Annotated in this window: 13 protein-coding genes; 11 read left to right on the top strand and 2 right to left on the bottom strand. The window is 68.4% G+C overall.

The genetic code is table 11. The features are described from left to right. The first annotated feature begins 187 nt into the window (after positions 1 to 187). The 9 genes from MJO54_RS21710 to egtE all read left to right on the top strand — a co-directional run bounded on the left by MJO54_RS21710 (position 188) and on the right by egtE (position 8578). Positions 188 to 523 carry a hypothetical protein gene (locus tag MJO54_RS21710; protein ID WP_046282722.1) on the top strand — a complete coding sequence of 112 codons (336 nt, stop codon included), beginning with the start codon at positions 188 to 190 and terminating at the stop codon, positions 521 to 523. An 81-nt stretch (positions 524 to 604) separates the two neighbouring features. Next, positions 605 to 976 carry a hypothetical protein gene (locus MJO54_RS21705; protein ID WP_046282723.1) on the top strand — a complete coding sequence of 124 codons (372 nt, stop codon included), beginning with the start codon at positions 605 to 607 and terminating at the stop codon, positions 974 to 976. 134 nt (positions 977 to 1110) lie between these two features. Further along, positions 1111 to 2559 (top strand): catalase, encoded by a 1449-nt coding sequence (locus tag MJO54_RS21700; protein WP_046282724.1) that lies wholly within the window; start codon positions 1111 to 1113, stop codon positions 2557 to 2559. Further along, positions 2552 to 3205: a sensor domain-containing protein gene (locus tag MJO54_RS21695; RefSeq protein WP_234821537.1), complete on the top strand. Its 654-nt coding sequence runs from the start codon at positions 2552 to 2554 to the stop codon at positions 3203 to 3205. Before MJO54_RS21700 ends, MJO54_RS21695 begins: the two co-directional genes overlap by 8 nt. A gap of 64 nt (positions 3206 to 3269) precedes the next feature. Further along, positions 3270 to 4556 carry an ergothioneine biosynthesis glutamate--cysteine ligase EgtA gene (egtA, locus tag MJO54_RS21690; RefSeq protein WP_105295158.1) on the top strand — a complete coding sequence of 429 codons (1287 nt, stop codon included), beginning with the start codon at positions 3270 to 3272 and terminating at the stop codon, positions 4554 to 4556. Then, the gene (gene egtB, locus MJO54_RS21685) at positions 4553 to 5833 is read left to right on the top strand and encodes an ergothioneine biosynthesis protein EgtB (protein WP_105295159.1); all 1281 of its coding nucleotides are present in this window, start codon (positions 4553 to 4555) and stop codon (positions 5831 to 5833) included. Before egtA ends, egtB begins: the two co-directional genes overlap by 4 nt. Beyond that, positions 5833 to 6534, top strand: a complete 702-nt coding sequence (egtC, locus tag MJO54_RS21680; RefSeq protein ID WP_105295160.1) for an ergothioneine biosynthesis protein EgtC — start codon at positions 5833 to 5835, stop codon at positions 6532 to 6534. Before egtB ends, egtC begins: the two co-directional genes overlap by 1 nt. After that, positions 6531 to 7499 carry an L-histidine N(alpha)-methyltransferase gene (gene egtD / locus MJO54_RS21675; RefSeq protein WP_105295161.1) on the top strand — a complete coding sequence of 323 codons (969 nt, stop codon included), beginning with the start codon at positions 6531 to 6533 and terminating at the stop codon, positions 7497 to 7499. Before egtC ends, egtD begins: the two co-directional genes overlap by 4 nt. Continuing rightward, positions 7496 to 8578 carry an ergothioneine biosynthesis PLP-dependent enzyme EgtE gene (gene egtE, locus MJO54_RS21670; protein ID WP_105295162.1) on the top strand — a complete coding sequence of 361 codons (1083 nt, stop codon included), beginning with the start codon at positions 7496 to 7498 and terminating at the stop codon, positions 8576 to 8578. The genes egtD and egtE overlap by 4 nt, the downstream gene beginning before the upstream one ends. A 19-nt stretch (positions 8579 to 8597) precedes the next feature. Here egtE and MJO54_RS21665 read toward each other — a convergent pair whose 3' ends face one another. Further along, positions 8598 to 10868, bottom strand: coding sequence for a DUF7159 family protein (locus tag MJO54_RS21665; RefSeq protein ID WP_105295163.1), 2271 nt, complete (start codon positions 10866 to 10868; stop codon positions 8598 to 8600). 293 nt (positions 10869 to 11161) lie between these two features. Between MJO54_RS21665 and glpK the strand changes: the two genes are divergently transcribed. Continuing rightward, positions 11162 to 12679 (top strand): glycerol kinase GlpK, encoded by a 1518-nt coding sequence (gene glpK, locus MJO54_RS21660; protein ID WP_046282751.1) that lies wholly within the window; start codon positions 11162 to 11164, stop codon positions 12677 to 12679. Positions 12680 to 12699: 20 nt separating this feature from the next. Further along, complete coding sequence (locus MJO54_RS21655) at positions 12700 to 13410, top strand: HNH endonuclease family protein (protein WP_240175428.1); 711 nt, start codon at positions 12700 to 12702, stop codon at positions 13408 to 13410. Between the two features lie 15 nt (positions 13411 to 13425). Here the strand turns inward: MJO54_RS21655 and MJO54_RS21650 are convergent, their stop codons facing one another. Continuing rightward, positions 13426 to 14205, bottom strand: a complete 780-nt coding sequence (locus MJO54_RS21650; RefSeq protein WP_046282732.1) for a PadR family transcriptional regulator — start codon at positions 14203 to 14205, stop codon at positions 13426 to 13428. Positions 14206 to 14253: the final 48 nt, after the last annotated feature.

The following is a 14253-nucleotide window of genomic DNA, read 5'->3' as shown; positions in this document are numbered from 1 at the left end:
CCCGCCCTGATGGCTGGTTCTGGGAGCGATGCTAGGAGCGCGAGGGGTGGTGGGGATACAGGGTTTTCCCTGGACTTTCTGACGTTATTTATAGGGTCTCCGTCGGGCTCCGCGGGACCTCCGACTCATAGCGGATGCATAGCCAAGACCTAGCGGTGCCTGGCGTTGTCCCCGGCAGGATGGCTCCATGAGCGAAACACCTGACACCACAACCACCCCACCGGCACCGCCGGGTGAGCCCAAGCCCTACTGGCTGTATCGGCTCGCAGCCTGGGTCGCGATCGTCGCCGGCATCGTCTTCATCGTCTCGTCGATCTTCTTCGCCGGCGTCTGGGTCAGCCGCGGTGGCCCGGGCGGGCACCACTGCCACGGACATCACGGGCATCACGGCCAGCACGCGATGTTCCACAAGGGCCACCACCGCGGCCCGGGACCGATGGGACCCGGCCCGGACCAGCGAGGACCCGGCGAGCTGCCGCCCTCGGTGAGCACCCAGGCCCCGCCGCCCCCACCCGGTCGGTAACCCGGCCCGGCCACGAGCAACCGGCCGCCGCCCCTCCCGAAGGGCGGCGGCCGGCGTCGTTGTGGGGCATGATTGATCGGTATGAGCGAGTCGCCAGTTTCCACCCCACCGCCTCCTCCGCCACCACCGCCGAACCGGCTCTACCAAGCCGCCGCCTGGGTGGTGATCATCGCCGGAACCGTTTTCGTCGCCGCCGTCATCTTCGGCACCGGTGTTTACCTCAGCGGCGGCGGTTGGTACGGGCACCGCCACCACGGACCGTGCATGATGCATCACGGTCCGCCGATGGGCCCCGGCTTCGGGCCGGGTGGGCCCGGTTTCGGTCCCGGCGAGGGCCCGGAGTGGCCGGGATACCGGCCGGCCGGCCCGGGTAACGGTCCCGGCGGTCCCGGCGGACCGCCCGCATCGCCGCCGCCGCCGCCACCTCCGCCGTCGGCGCCACCGCACCGCTGATCCTTTCCAATGTTGCCGAATGTGCGATTTCCTGGGCGACGTGCCATGTCAGGCGAAGGTAACCGCACACTCGTCGGCGGCCTGAGTCAAACGCGTTGATTCACAAGCTCTTGAGTGCAAGAGGAGACAGGTAGATGACCGAGCACCACACCACCACCGATGCCGGAATCCCGGCGCCCAGCGACGGTGAATCGCTGACGATCGGCCCGGACGGCCCCATCCTGTTGCAGGACCACTATCTGATCGAACAGATGGCGATGTTCAACCGGGAGCGCACCCCCGAACGTCAGCCGCACGCCAAGGGCGGTGGGGCATTTGGGCACTTCGAGGTCACCGCGGACGTCACCAAATACACCAGGGCCGCGGTGTTTGCACCGGGCGCCAAGACCGAGACGCTGACGAGGTTCTCCACCGTCGCCGGTGAGCGCGGCAGCCCAGACACCTGGCGGGACCCGCGCGGTTTCGCGACGAAGTTCTACACCTCTGAGGGCAACTTCGACCTGGTTGGCAACAACACCCCGGTCTTCTTCATGCGCGATCCGTTGAAGTTCCAACACTTCATCCGCTCGCAGAAGCGTCGCGCGGCCAGCAATCTGCGCGACCACAACATGCAGTGGGACTTCTGGAGCCTCACGCCGGAGTCGGCCCACCAGGTCACCTGGTTGATGGGGGATCGGGGCATCCCGAAGAACTGGCGCCACATGAACGGCTATTCCAGTCACACCTACAGTTGGATCAACGCCGCCGGAGAGATCTTCTGGGTCAAGTACCACTTCATCAGCGACCAGGGCGTGGAGTTCCTCGCCCAGGATGAGGCCGACCGGTTGGCCGGCGTCGATGCCGACTACCACCAGCGGGACCTGTACGAGGCGATCGAGCGCGGTGAGTACCCGAGTTGGACGCTGAAGATGCAGATCATGCCGTTCGAGGAGGCAAAGACCTACCGCTACAACCCCTTTGATCTGACCAAGGTGTGGCCGCACGCCGACTACCCGCTGATCGACGTCGGCAAGCTGACCCTGGACCGCAATGTCAGCGACTATCACAGTGAGATCGAGCAGGCGGCGTTCCAGCCCAACAACATGGTGCCGGGCACCGGTTTGAGCCCGGACAAGATGTTGCTGGCTCGAGGTTTCTCCTACGCCGACGCCCATCGGGCCCGGATCGGGACGAACTACAGTCAATTGCCGGTCAACGCACCGAAATCCGAGGTGCACAGCTACTCCAAGGACGGCGCCATGCGGTTCGTCAATGCGACGGACCCGGTGTACGCGCCGAACTCGATGGGCGGTCCCAAGGCTGACCCGGCCCGTGCCGCCGAAGTGCGCTGGCACGCCGACGGGGACATGGTGCGCTCCGCCTACACGCTGCGCCCCGACGACGACGACTTCAGCCAGGCCCGGACCCTAGTCCGCGATGTCCTCGACGACGACGCGCGGAAGCGGTTGGCCGCCAATATTATTGGGCATGTATCGGCCGGAGTCACCGAGCCGGTGCTGTCCCGGGTGTTCGAGTACTGGCGCAACGTGGACCCGGACCTGGGTCGCGCGGTGGAGGCCGGGGTGCGGGCCAACCTTGCCTGACGGCCGGCGTGCCGCCGCGACTCTGCTGGCGGGACTGGGACTGGTCGCTGCCGGTGCAGCGGTCGCGACCGCCGGGCCCTCCGAACCCGGCGTGGTCTCCTACGCGGTGCTGCCCAAGGGATCGGTCGGCAACATCGTCGGCGCCCCGATGGGCTTCGAAGCCGTCTCCGGCCAGCCGTACCAGGCCTACTGGGTCGACGACCCGGCATGTAACAACTGGGCCGACATCGGACTGCCCGAGGTCTACAACGATCCCGACCTGGCGTCGTTCAACAGCGCCGTCACCCAGACCTCGGCCACCGATCAGGGCCACTTCGTCAAGCAGGTGGTGGGGGTGTTCGCCACCAACGATGCTGCCACCGCGGCATTCCACCGTGTCGTGGACCGGACCGGCGGCTGTTCGGGCCGCACCACCGCGATGCATCTGGACACCGGAGCCACCCAGGTCTGGGAGTTCAGCGGCGGGCCGGCCACGGCCACGGACGAGGCTTGGACCAAGCAGGAGGCCGGCACCGACCGGCGCTGTTTCACCCAGACCCGGCTGCGGGCCAACGTCTTGCTGCAGGCCAAGGTCTGCCAGACCGGTAACGCCGGCCCCGCGGTGAACGTGCTGGCAGGGGCGATGCAGAACTCCCTAGGTCAGTAATCATCGGTCCGCTTGTCGCCCCTCTCCGGTAGCGTCGGGAAGATCGACGGGCGGAGGGGTTGATATGGGGTTCGCCGCGGCGACGCAACTGTCCCGCGGAGATGAGTCTTGCCTGGGCGGCCCCGAGCTGTCCGGTGCCGCCGACGCCGCCGACTACATCACCGAACGATGTCTCACCGACGCCCCGCACGGCCGCGTGGGTCTGGAGATCGAGGCACACTGCTTCGACCCGACCGACCCGCACCGCCGGCCCGGCTGGGCCGAGATCGGTGACGTGCTGCGGTCCCTGCCGGCCTTGCCGGGCGGCAGTGTCGTCACGGTCGAACCCGGCGGCGCCGTCGAGCTCTCCGGTCCGCCGCTGACCGATGCCCTCGCCGCGATCGACGCGATGGCGGCCGACCAGGCGGTGCTGCGGGCGGCGTTCGCCGATGCCGGCCTGGGGCTGGTACAGCTGGGCGCCGACCCGCTGCGGCCCACGGAGCGGGTCAACCCCGGCGAGCGTTACGCGGCCATGGAACAGTTCTTCGCCGCCAGCCACACCGGTTCGGCCGGTGCGGCGATGATGACAGCGACGGCGTCGGTCCAGCTCAACCTGGATGCCGGTACGCGTTCCGGTTGGGCCGACCGAGTGCGGCTGGCCCACGCGCTGGGCCCGACGATGGTCGCGATCGCCGCGAATTCCCCATTGCTGGCCGGGGAGTTCTCTGGATGGCGCTCCACCCGCCAGCGGGTATGGAGCCGGTTGGACTCGGCGCGCTGTGGTCCCGTCCTCGGCCTGGACGGCACCGACCCCGCCACCGACTGGGCGCGGTACGCGCTCAAAGCGCCTGTCATGCTGGTGCACACTCCCGAAGCGATTCCGGTCAGCCGCTACGTGCCGTTCGCCGACTGGGCCGACGGGCGGGTGCGGCTCGGCGATCGCCGCGCCGGGGTCAAAGACCTCGACTACCACCTGACCACACTGTTTCCGCCGGTACGGCCACGCGGATGGCTGGAGATCCGCTATCTCGACAGTGTCGACGACACCCTCTGGCCGGCACTGGTTTTCACCCTGGCCACCCTGCTCGACGACCCGGTCGTCGCCGACAGCGCCGCCGACGCCGTCGCTCCCGTCGCCACCGCCTGGGACGTCGCCGCCCGGATCGGCCTGGCCGACCCGCGGCTGCATGCGGCAGCCGGATGCTGTGTTGGACTGGTCGCGGATCGGGCACCAGTATCCCTGCGTGACGGGATGGAACGGCTGGTCGGCATGGTCGAACGAGGTCGCTGCCCGGCCGACGACGTCACCGACGAAGTGACCCGGTCCGATGCCGCGGCGATGGTGACTCGATTGGCGCGCAGACAGTTATGACGACATCCGAGATGTTGGCCCGCGACCTGGCCCGGGCGCGGCAGCGCACGCTGACGCTCGTCGATTTCGACGACGTGGAGCTGCACCGCCAGTACGACCCGCTGATGAGTCCACTGGTGTGGGACCTGGCTCATATCGGTCAGCAGGAGGAGCTGTGGCTGCTGCGCGATGGGGACCCGGTGCGCCCCGGCTTGCTGCCTTCCGATGTCGAGGGCCTCTACGACGCCTTCATCCATCCCCGGGCCAGCCGCGTCGACCTGCCGCTGTTGGCGCCTGAGCAGGCCCGGAAGTATTGCGCCACCGTGCGTTCCAAAGTTTTCGACAAGCTGGAGACCCTGCCTGACGACCCGGGGGACGGGTTCGTGTTCGGCTTGGTGCTCAGCCATGAACACCAGCACGACGAGACCATGCTGCAGGCGCTGAACCTACGTGTCGGCCCACCGCTGCTCGGCGTCGGCGACGGTCTGCCCGCCGGGCGGCCCGACCTGGCAGGAACCTCGGTGCTGGTACCGGGCGGTGAATTCGTGCTCGGCGTTGATGCCGGCGATGAGCCCTTCTCGCTCGACAACGAGCGCCCCGCGCACTACATCGATGTGGCGGCGTTCCGGATCGGCCGGGTGCCGGTGACCAACCGCGAATGGCGGGGATTCATCGACGACGGCGGCTATCGGCAACCTCGTTGGTGGAGCGAACGGGGCTGGCGCCACTGTCTGCAAGCGGGATTGACGGCGCCGGAGTTCTGGGGCCCCGATCATCGATCCCGGGTCAGGTTCGGTCACGTCGAGGCTCTCCCCGACGACGAGCCGGTGCAACACATCAGTTACTTCGAGGCGCAGGCATACGCGGAATGGGCCGGGGCCCGGCTGCCCACCGAGATCGAATGGGAGAAGGCCTGCGCCTGGGATCCGGTCATCGGCGCGCGACGCCGCTATCCCTGGGGCGGCACCGATCCGTCGGCCGAGGTGGCCAACCTGGGCGGTGCAGCGCTGCGACCGGCGCCGGTCGGGGCCTACCCGGACGGAGCGTCGGCCTATGGCGCCCAACAACTCCTCGGCGATGTCTGGGAGTGGACGAGTTCGCCCCTGCAACCGTGGCCGGGCTTTTCTCCGATGATCTACCAACGCTATTCGGAGCCGTTCTTCGGCGGCGACTACCGGGTGCTTCGCGGTGGCTCGTGGGCGGTCGCCCGCGAGATCCTGCGGCCGAGCTTTCGTAACTGGGACCACCCCTATCGGCGGCAGATCTTCGCCGGTGTCCGACTGGCCTGGGACGCCTGATGTGCCGGCACCTGGGCTGGCTGGGTCGGCCGCGGTCATTGGCCGAGCTGATGCTGGAACCGCCACAGGGGCTGCTGGTGCAGTCGTATGCTCCGCGCCGGCAGCAGCACGGTTTGCTCAACGCAGACGGTTGGGGCGCAGGATTTTTCGATGCCGCCAACGGCGGGGTGCCTCGCCGGTGGCGCAGCGCGGCACCGCTGTGGAGTGACGGGTCGTTCGCCTCGATCGCCCCGGTGCTGGCCAGCCACTGCGTGGTGGCCGCGGTGCGGTCGGCGACCGTCGGGATGCCCATTGAGGCCAGCGCCACCGCGCCGTTCACCGACGGCAGTTGGCTGCTCTCGCACAACGGCGTGGTGAACCGCGAAGTTCTGACTACTACAGATCGTGCCGAATCGGTCTGCGACAGTGCCGTACTGGCCGCGGCGATCTTTGCCCGCGGGGTGGACTCGCTGGGTGAGGTGATCCCGGAGGTCGGTGCGGCCGATCCGCAAGCACGGCTGAACATAGTGGCCGCCAACGGTTCCCGGATGTTGGCGACGACCTGGGGGGATACCTTGTCGATGTTGCACGGTGCCGACGGTGTGGTGCTGGCCAGTGAGCCCTACGACGACGACCCACGCTGGGTGGATATCCCGGATTGCCACCTGGTGGATGTGCACGACGGAGAAGTCCGTGTCACCGCCTTGGGCGTGACCCGATGACGGGGGTCACCATCGCCAATCACCTGGCCGCCGATGCTGCGCGCACCGCGCTGCGGGCCGATGTCCGCCACGGGCTGGCGCAGCACCCGAAGTCCTTGCCGCCCAAGTGGTTCTACGACGATGTCGGCAGCGAGCTGTTCGACCGGATCACCCGGCTGCCCGAGTATTACCCGACCCGCGCCGAGGCGGAGATCCTGCGGGCACATTCGGGCGAGGTGGCGGCGCTGTCGGGTGCGGACACCTTGGTCGAACTGGGCAGCGGCACCTCGGAAAAGACCCGGATGCTGCTCGACGCACTGCAGGACGCCGGGACGCTGCGCCGATTCATCCCGTTCGACGTGGACGCCGGGGTGCTGGAAACGGCGGGGGAGGCGATTTCCGGTGACTATCCCGGCGTGCGGGTGGACGGTGTCTGCGGCGACTTCGAGCACCATCTGGGGCAGATCCCCGATGGTGGCAGGCGGCTGTTCGTGTTCCTGGGATCGACCATCGGCAACCTGACGCCGGGTCCACGCGCCGATTTCCTGGCCGACCTCGCCGCAGTCATGCACGACGGTGATGGTCTGTTGCTGGGGACCGATCTGGTCAAAGACACCGGCAGGCTGGTGCGTGCCTACGACGATGCGGCCGGGGTGACCGCGGCGTTCAACCGTAACGTGCTCGCGGTGGTGAATCGTGAACTCGACGCCGACTTCGACCTGGACGAGTTCGCCCATGTGGCGCGCTGGAATTCGGCGGAACAGCGCATCGAGATGTGGCTGCGGGCCGGTCGCGCCCAGCATGTCGTGGTCGGTGCGCTGGATCTGGCTGTCGATTTCGCAGCCGGCGAGGAGATGCTGACCGAGGTGTCCTGCAAATTCCGGCCGGAGCAGGTGGCCGACGAACTGGCCGCAGCGGGTCTGCGGCGCCGACGGTGGTGGACCGACGCGGCAGGCGATTTCGGCCTGTCGCTCGCCATCAAATGAGCCTCGCTGACAGCTGGCGCGCCGCGCGCCCACCGGTTGCCGGGCTGCACCTGGACAGTGCGGCCTGTTCACGGCAGAGCTACGCGGCACTGGACGCCGCAGCCCGCCACGCCCGTCACGAAGCCGAGGTCGGTGGCTACGTCGTCGCCGAGGCGGCCGCGCCGGTACTGGATGCCGGGCGGGCCGCATTCGCGGCCTTGACCGGCATGGCCGACGCCGACGTGGTATTCACCACCGGGTCGCGAAATGCGCTGGATCTACTGCTGTCCCGATGGCCGGGGGCGCAGCGCACCATAGCCTGCCTGCCTGGCGAGTACGGCCCGAATCTGGCGGTGATGGCGGCGCACGGGTTCAGCCGGCGGCTGCTGCCGGTGGACGACACCGGCCGCCTGGTGCTTGATGAGACGGCGACCGCACTAGCCACCGACCCGCCGAGCCTTGTGCACCTGACCCCAGTAGGCAGTCACCGCGGGCTGGTACAGCCCTTGGCGCAGATGGCGGATATCTGCCGCGGGCTCGGCGTTCCACTGGTTGTCGACGCGGCGCAGGCCCTGGGGCAGATCGACTGTGCCGTGGGCGCCGAAGCCGTCTATTCGTCGTCACGCAAGTGGCTTGCCGGACCGCGCGGTGTCGGGGCGCTGGCGCTGCGGCCGGCGTTGGCCGAACTGTCGGAGCCCGGGCCGGAGGCCGGTGACATCAACGTCGCGGCGCAGCTGGGGTTCTCGGTTGCGCTGGGGGAACATTTGGCGGCCGGGCCGGTGGCGGTTCGCGCTGCGCTGGCCGGCGTGGGTGCCCGGAGCCGACGGGTGCTGGCTCAGCTACCCGGCTGGCGGGTGGTGGAACCGCTCGACGAGCCGAGCGCGATCACCACCTTGGTACCGCCCCCGGGTACCGATCCGGTGGCGGTGCGGGCATGGCTGATCACCGAGCACGGGATCGTCACCACCGCAGCCGGAGTCGAACGCGCACCGCTCGAGCTGATCGTGCCCGTGCTGCGTATCTCACCGCACGTCGACACCACCGAGGATGACGTGCAGGTGCTCGCCACGGCGTTAGCCGCTGCGCCGGACGGCGGGTGAAGGCTGTTCTCGGCAAACGCTAGTGGCCGAACAGGCCCTTGCCTCCGCCGCCGAACAGGCCGCCGCCCCCACCGCCGAAGAGTCCGCCACCACCCCCGCCGCCGAACAGGCCGCCGCCGGGCTTGCCGCCACCGAAGATTCCGCCCGGCTTGCCGCCGCCGAACAGGCCACCACCCAGATTGGGCATGGAGGGAGCGCTCGGTGCGGGCAGTGAGGGCAGCGACGGTGCTTTGGGTGCCGGCAGCGAGGGCAGCGACGGTGCCTGCGGTGCGGTGAACGACGGCAGCGACGGTGCCTTGGGTGCGGGCAGCGACGGCAGCGAAGGCGCTTGCGGTGCGGGCAGCAACGGCAGCGAAGGCGCTTGCGGTGCGGGCAGCAACGGCAGCGAAGGCGCCTCGGGAACCGGAAGTCCGGCCGGGGGCCCTGAATTCGGCAGCTGAATCGGCAGATTCGGCAACTGAATTCCCGGGGTGGGGTTGATGGCGGGTGCGTCGGGAACCTTGACCGGCAGCTCCGGCAGCTGAATACCCGGGTTCGGGTTGATGACGGGAAGGTCCGGGACCTGAACCGGCGGGTCCGGCAGTTTCACCACCGGTGGGTTGGGTTTGACCACCGGGATTTCGGGTTTGACCACCGGTGGGTTGGGTTTGACCACCGGGATTTCGGGTTTGACCACCGGGATTTCGGGTTTGACCACCGGGGGATTGGGCTTCACGACCGGTGGATCGGGAAGCTCGATCGGCGGGTTCGGCTTCACCACCGGCGGATGGGGCTTCACGATCGGCGGATCGGGCTTGACCACCGGGGGATTGGGGAGCTCGACGGGCGGCGTGGGCTTGACCACCGGGGGTTCGGGCTTGACCTCGGGCGGTTGGGGCTTGACCACCGGCGGGGCAGGTGCCGTCGGCTTCTTGCCGGGCAATCCCCACAGGAATGACAGATCGGGCATCCCCGACAGGACGGGCCGGTGCGGGGCAGGCTGCGGAAGCGGCGCTAACACGAAGGGCGAGGGCGTGTGCGCCGCCGGCGGGTGGATGGGCAACGGCGGACCGAAGATCGGGGCGGGAACGAACAACGGCCCGGTGCTGGCCCCGGCCGCCACCGCCTGTGGAGCCGGCAGATCGGGCGCCGGGGCACCCAGCGGCACCGCCGCCGGAAGGTCGGGCACCGACGGCAGGCTCAACGGCGGCAGCGGAATCGAGTCCGCCGGTGCCTGCCCCATCACCGGCGGTTGTCCCCCGAACGGCTCGGTGGCGGGCACCTGAAGATTCGGAGCCCGGTGCGGAATGGTCAGCGCGCGCCCCAGATCCGGCCGCAGCGCCACCAGGTTGGGAGTGATGTCCAGCGTCATGGCCACCATCAGCGCCGACGCTGCGGCAAACGCGGCAGACGCCAACGCCGCGCCGGCCACCAGCAGCGGACGGCGAGGCGGGTGGCCCACCGGTTCGAAGATCTCGGTGGCCGCCTCGGCGTCTTCGTCGGGCACTGCGCTGTAGGCCAGATCGTCGGCGTCAAAGCCGGGGATGTCGTAGTAGCAGGGCCCGACAGCACCGGATGCGGGTTCTTGTGTGTAGGCCAGCGCGGCGGCCTCCTCCTCGACACCGACCAGGCGGGCAGAGGCAAGTGCCGCGCCGCGGGCCAGCGCGGCGCGCGGCTCCGCGGGTTCACACACCTCGTGGTCGACCGTCGCTTCCAGTCGCGGCCGCAACGCGGTCGAATCGCCCTCGGCGCAGATCAGAAACAGACCGTCCGGAGCCGTGTGGGCGGCGTTGAGCTGCTCGGCGACCGTATCGACCGCGGCGGTGGCGTCGCCGTCATCGAGGGCTTGCCGAAAGATCCGGGTGATGGTGCCGTCGGTGCAGTCGACCATGGCCAGTGTCGCGGTCGACGCCTCGACGGACAGCAGCCCCATCTGGTCGCAGCCGACCGTCTGTCCCAGGTTGTGGGCCAAGCTTGCCGCCGCAAGCACCGGGGAGACCAGTGCCACGTTCTCCAAACCCTCGAGGGCACCGCTGGAAAGCCGTGAACTCAGTGCTGCCGCGTCTAGCGGATCGGTCACCGTCACGCCGGTCGACACCAGGTGAAGACCGGCCGAGTCCGCGGCGTCACGCGCCCGCAGGATCGCCGCGATCAACGCGTCGACGGCAGCGAACTCGGAGGAGTCGTCGGAAGGCACGTCAATGCTGAGTTCTTCCAGCGTGACGCCGTCCCCGCGTTCTCCGCAGAGCAGTACGGTGTGGATCGTGGTGGGCGCGCTCGACGCAAGTGCCACACCGAGGACGACGTCCATGTCTTCTCCGATTCAGTTCTGACCTGCACGCGGTCGGCCACGGCGGCTTCTGGGGGCACAGACATCGGCGGCGTTCCGACACCGTTTGTTCACCAACACGAGATGTACTCGCAATACATCGAAATATGCGCCCGAGTGAATGAATAGCGTCTGATGGCTTCGTGAAGAATGTCTAATTTTGTGGACTGACCTGCCCGGGAGTCGCGATCCTGCCGTGTAGCGCCACCCGATCGGACCAGGTGGGCGATGATGGACGCGGCACCGACCGGCACCGGTATGGACAGGAGTCAGACTTGGCCGATTTCGTCGCGTCGATCGACCAGGGCACCACCAGCACTCGCTGCATCATCTTCGACCATGACGGTGCAGAGGTGGGCCGCCATCAGCTCGAACACGAGCAGATCCTGCCGCGAGCCGGCTGGGTGGAACACGATCCGTTCGAATTGTGGAACCACACCGCCGCGGTGCTGGTCTCGGCGCTCAACACCACCAAGCTGCACGCGTCGGATCTGGCGGCGCTTGGCATCGCCAACCAGCGCGAGACGACGGTGGTGTGGAACCGCAAGACCGGCCAGCCTTACCACAACGCGATCGTCTGGCAGGACACCCGAACCGACGCTATCGCCGCGGCCCTGGAGCGCGACGGCCATGGGGAGGTGATCCGGCGCAAGGCCGGCTTGCCGCCGGCCACCTACTTTTCCGGCGGCAAACTGCAGTGGATTCTCGACAACGTCGAGGGGGTGCGCGCCGACGCCGAACGTGGCGACGCGCTGTTCGGCACCTGCGACAGCTGGGTGCTGTGGAACCTGACCGGGGGGCCGCGCGGCGGCGCGCACCTGACCGACGTCACCAACGCCAGCCGCACCATGCTGATGAACCTCGAGACCCTGGATTGGGACGACGAACTGCTGGCGTTGTTCTCGATCCCCAAGGCGATGCTGCCGCGCATCACGGCGTCGTCGACGCGACGCCGGCATGCGGTCACCGCGAGCACCGGACCGTTGCGTGGCGAGGTGCCGATCGCCGGCATCCTGGGCGATCAGCAGAGCGCCATGGTCGGCCAGGTGTGCTTGTCGGCGGGTGAGGCGAAAAACACCTACGGCACGGGAAACTTCTTGCTGCTCAACACCGGTGAGCAGATCGTCCGCTCCAACAACGGATTGTTGACCACGGTCTGCTACCAGTTCGGCGATGCCAAGCCCGTGTATGCGCTGGAGGGCTCGATCGCGGTCACCGGTTCTGCGGTGCAGTGGTTGCGCGACCAGCTGGGCATCATCAGCGGCGCCACACAGGTCGAGAGCCTGGCCCGGCAGGTCTCCGACAACGGCGGGATGTACTTCGTGCCGGCGTTCTCGGGGTTGTTCGCGCCGTACTGGCGTTCGGATGCGCGTGGCGCGGTCGTGGGGCTGTCCCGCTTCAACACTAACGCGCATCTGGCCCGGGCCACGCTGGAGGCGATCTGTTACCAGAGCCGCGATGTGGCCGAGGCTATGGAAGCCGATTCCGGTGTGCACCTTGGGGTTTTGAAGGTCGACGGCGGTATCACCGCCAATGATCTATGTATGCAGATCCAGGCCGACGTGCTCGGGGTGGACGTGGTCAAACCGGTGGTGGCCGAAACCACCGCACTGGGCGCGGCGTATGCGGCCGGATTGGGCGTCGGTTTCTGGAAGGGGCCCGACGACCTTCGCGCCAATTGGCGCGAAGACCGGCGCTGGACCCCGAACTGGTCGGATGAGCAGCGTGCCGAAGGCTATGCCGGGTGGCGAAAGGCCGTGCAGCGCACGCTGGACTGGGTCGAGCTGCCCTGAGAATGGCCGCACGCAGGCGGGTGCTGCCCGGCGCGTTGGTTGCGCTGGTCGTGGTGGCCGTTGTCGGCTGGGCGTGGTGGCAGCAGGCCGAGTGGTTCACGCAGCCGTCGGGGCCCTCGCCGCCTCCGACGCCGCCGACGCCGAGCGCAGCGCCGCTGGATCCGGGCTATGACGACGCCCGCCGCCTGCTCGAAGCGCTGCCGGTCAAGGGCTGGGATCGCGAGAAGGACTTCAAGCGCTACCGATTCGGCGAGCGGTGGAGTGACGACGTCGACGTCGAATTCGGCCACAACGGCTGCAATACCCGCGACGACATCCTGCGCCGCGACCTGACTCAGATCGAACTGCGACGGGGCACCTGCCTGGTGCAGCGTGGCATCCTGCACGACCCGTACTCCGGAGAGGCCATCGCCTTTGCCCGTGGCCCCGAGACGTCCGAGGCCGTGCAGGTCGACCATCTCGTCTCGCTGGCCGACGCCTGGTATAAGGGAGCGCGAACCTGGGACGACAGGCGCCGCCGCGATTTCGCCAACGATCCGCGCAACCTGCTCGCGGTCAGTGCTCAAGCCAACTTCGACAAAGCATTCCGCGACGCCGCCGGCTGGCTGCCGGCGAACGCCGCGTTCGAATGCGAATTCGTCGCCCGTCAGATCACGGTCAAAACCGCTTACGGACTGTGGGTTTCATCGAACGAAAAGACCGCGATGCATCGGGTCCTTCGTCACTGTTGACCCGCACGGTCAGACTCAGTCGGTTTCCCCGAGGATCCCGTAGATCTCCTTGCGGGCGCTGTTGATGATGTCGACGATGCGCTGCTGCTGCTCTGGCGTGGCTGCCTGGCCGGCCTGTGCGACGGCACCGAACAGCTGGCCGGTCGCGGTGCGCAGGTTGATCTGCCCCGGGTCGGCGCCGTCGGCGATCTGTTCCCACGGCGGGGTCTCGATCGTCTCGGCGACCCCGCGACCTTCTTCGGTCAATTCGAAAAGGCGCTTCTTGCCGTCAGTTTCGGTGCCGGTGATCAGGCCTTCATCGACCAGCATCTGCAAGGTCGGGTAGACCGATCCGGGGCTGGGACGCCACAGCTGCTGGCTGCGCTCGGCGATCTGCTGAATGATCTCGTAGCCGTGCATCGGGCCCTCGGCCAGCAGGGCCAGGATGGCGAGCCGCACATCGCCGCGCCGGCCGCGATTGCCGCGCCGGTGTCCACGGTGCCCGCCCGGGCCGAAGCCGAAACCGAAGCCCGGACCGCCCGGTCCGAAACCAGGGCCGAACCCCGGACCAAATCCGTGCCGGAAATCCGGGCCGAATCCGGGGCCGACGGCCTCGTGGCCCGGACCGAAGCCGAACGGCGCGCAGTGCTCGGCGGCGTGGTCGCGCAACTGCCTGCGAAACTCGCGCCGGGCCTGCCGGCGCGCGATGTGTGCCGCGCGGCGCTGGTGTGGCGTCGCGGGGCCGAAACCGAACCCGACGTGGTGTTCGGCATCTTCTGTGAAGGGTCCACCGGGCGGACCAAAGGGGCTGTTCATGCGTACCTCTTTGCTTGGGAAGGGGGAGCGCGATTCGCTCCCGATACA

This window comes from Mycolicibacter virginiensis, from assembly GCF_022374935.2.
Lineage (GTDB): Bacteria > Actinomycetota > Actinomycetes > Mycobacteriales > Mycobacteriaceae > Mycobacterium > Mycobacterium virginiense.
This window is presented reverse-complemented; position numbering and strand designations above follow the sequence as displayed.

Coding starts and splice junctions, on each gene's coding strand:
- MJO54_RS21710 (WP_046282722.1), top strand. CDS start 188: ATGAGCGAAACACCTGACACCACAACCACCCCACCGGCACCGCCGGGT.
- MJO54_RS21705 (WP_046282723.1), top strand. CDS start 605: ATGAGCGAGTCGCCAGTTTCCACCCCACCGCCTCCTCCGCCACCACCG.
- MJO54_RS21700 (WP_046282724.1), top strand. CDS start 1,111: ATGACCGAGCACCACACCACCACCGATGCCGGAATCCCGGCGCCCAGC.
- egtA (WP_105295158.1), top strand. CDS start 3,270: ATGGGGTTCGCCGCGGCGACGCAACTGTCCCGCGGAGATGAGTCTTGC.
- egtB (WP_105295159.1), top strand. CDS start 4,553: ATGACGACATCCGAGATGTTGGCCCGCGACCTGGCCCGGGCGCGGCAG.
- egtC (WP_105295160.1), top strand. CDS start 5,833: ATGTGCCGGCACCTGGGCTGGCTGGGTCGGCCGCGGTCATTGGCCGAG.
- egtD (WP_105295161.1), top strand. CDS start 6,531: ATGACGGGGGTCACCATCGCCAATCACCTGGCCGCCGATGCTGCGCGC.
- egtE (WP_105295162.1), top strand. CDS start 7,496: ATGAGCCTCGCTGACAGCTGGCGCGCCGCGCGCCCACCGGTTGCCGGG.
- MJO54_RS21665 (WP_105295163.1), bottom strand. CDS start 10,868: ATGGACGTCGTCCTCGGTGTGGCACTTGCGTCGAGCGCGCCCACCACG.
- MJO54_RS21650 (WP_046282732.1), bottom strand. CDS start 14,205: ATGAACAGCCCCTTTGGTCCGCCCGGTGGACCCTTCACAGAAGATGCC.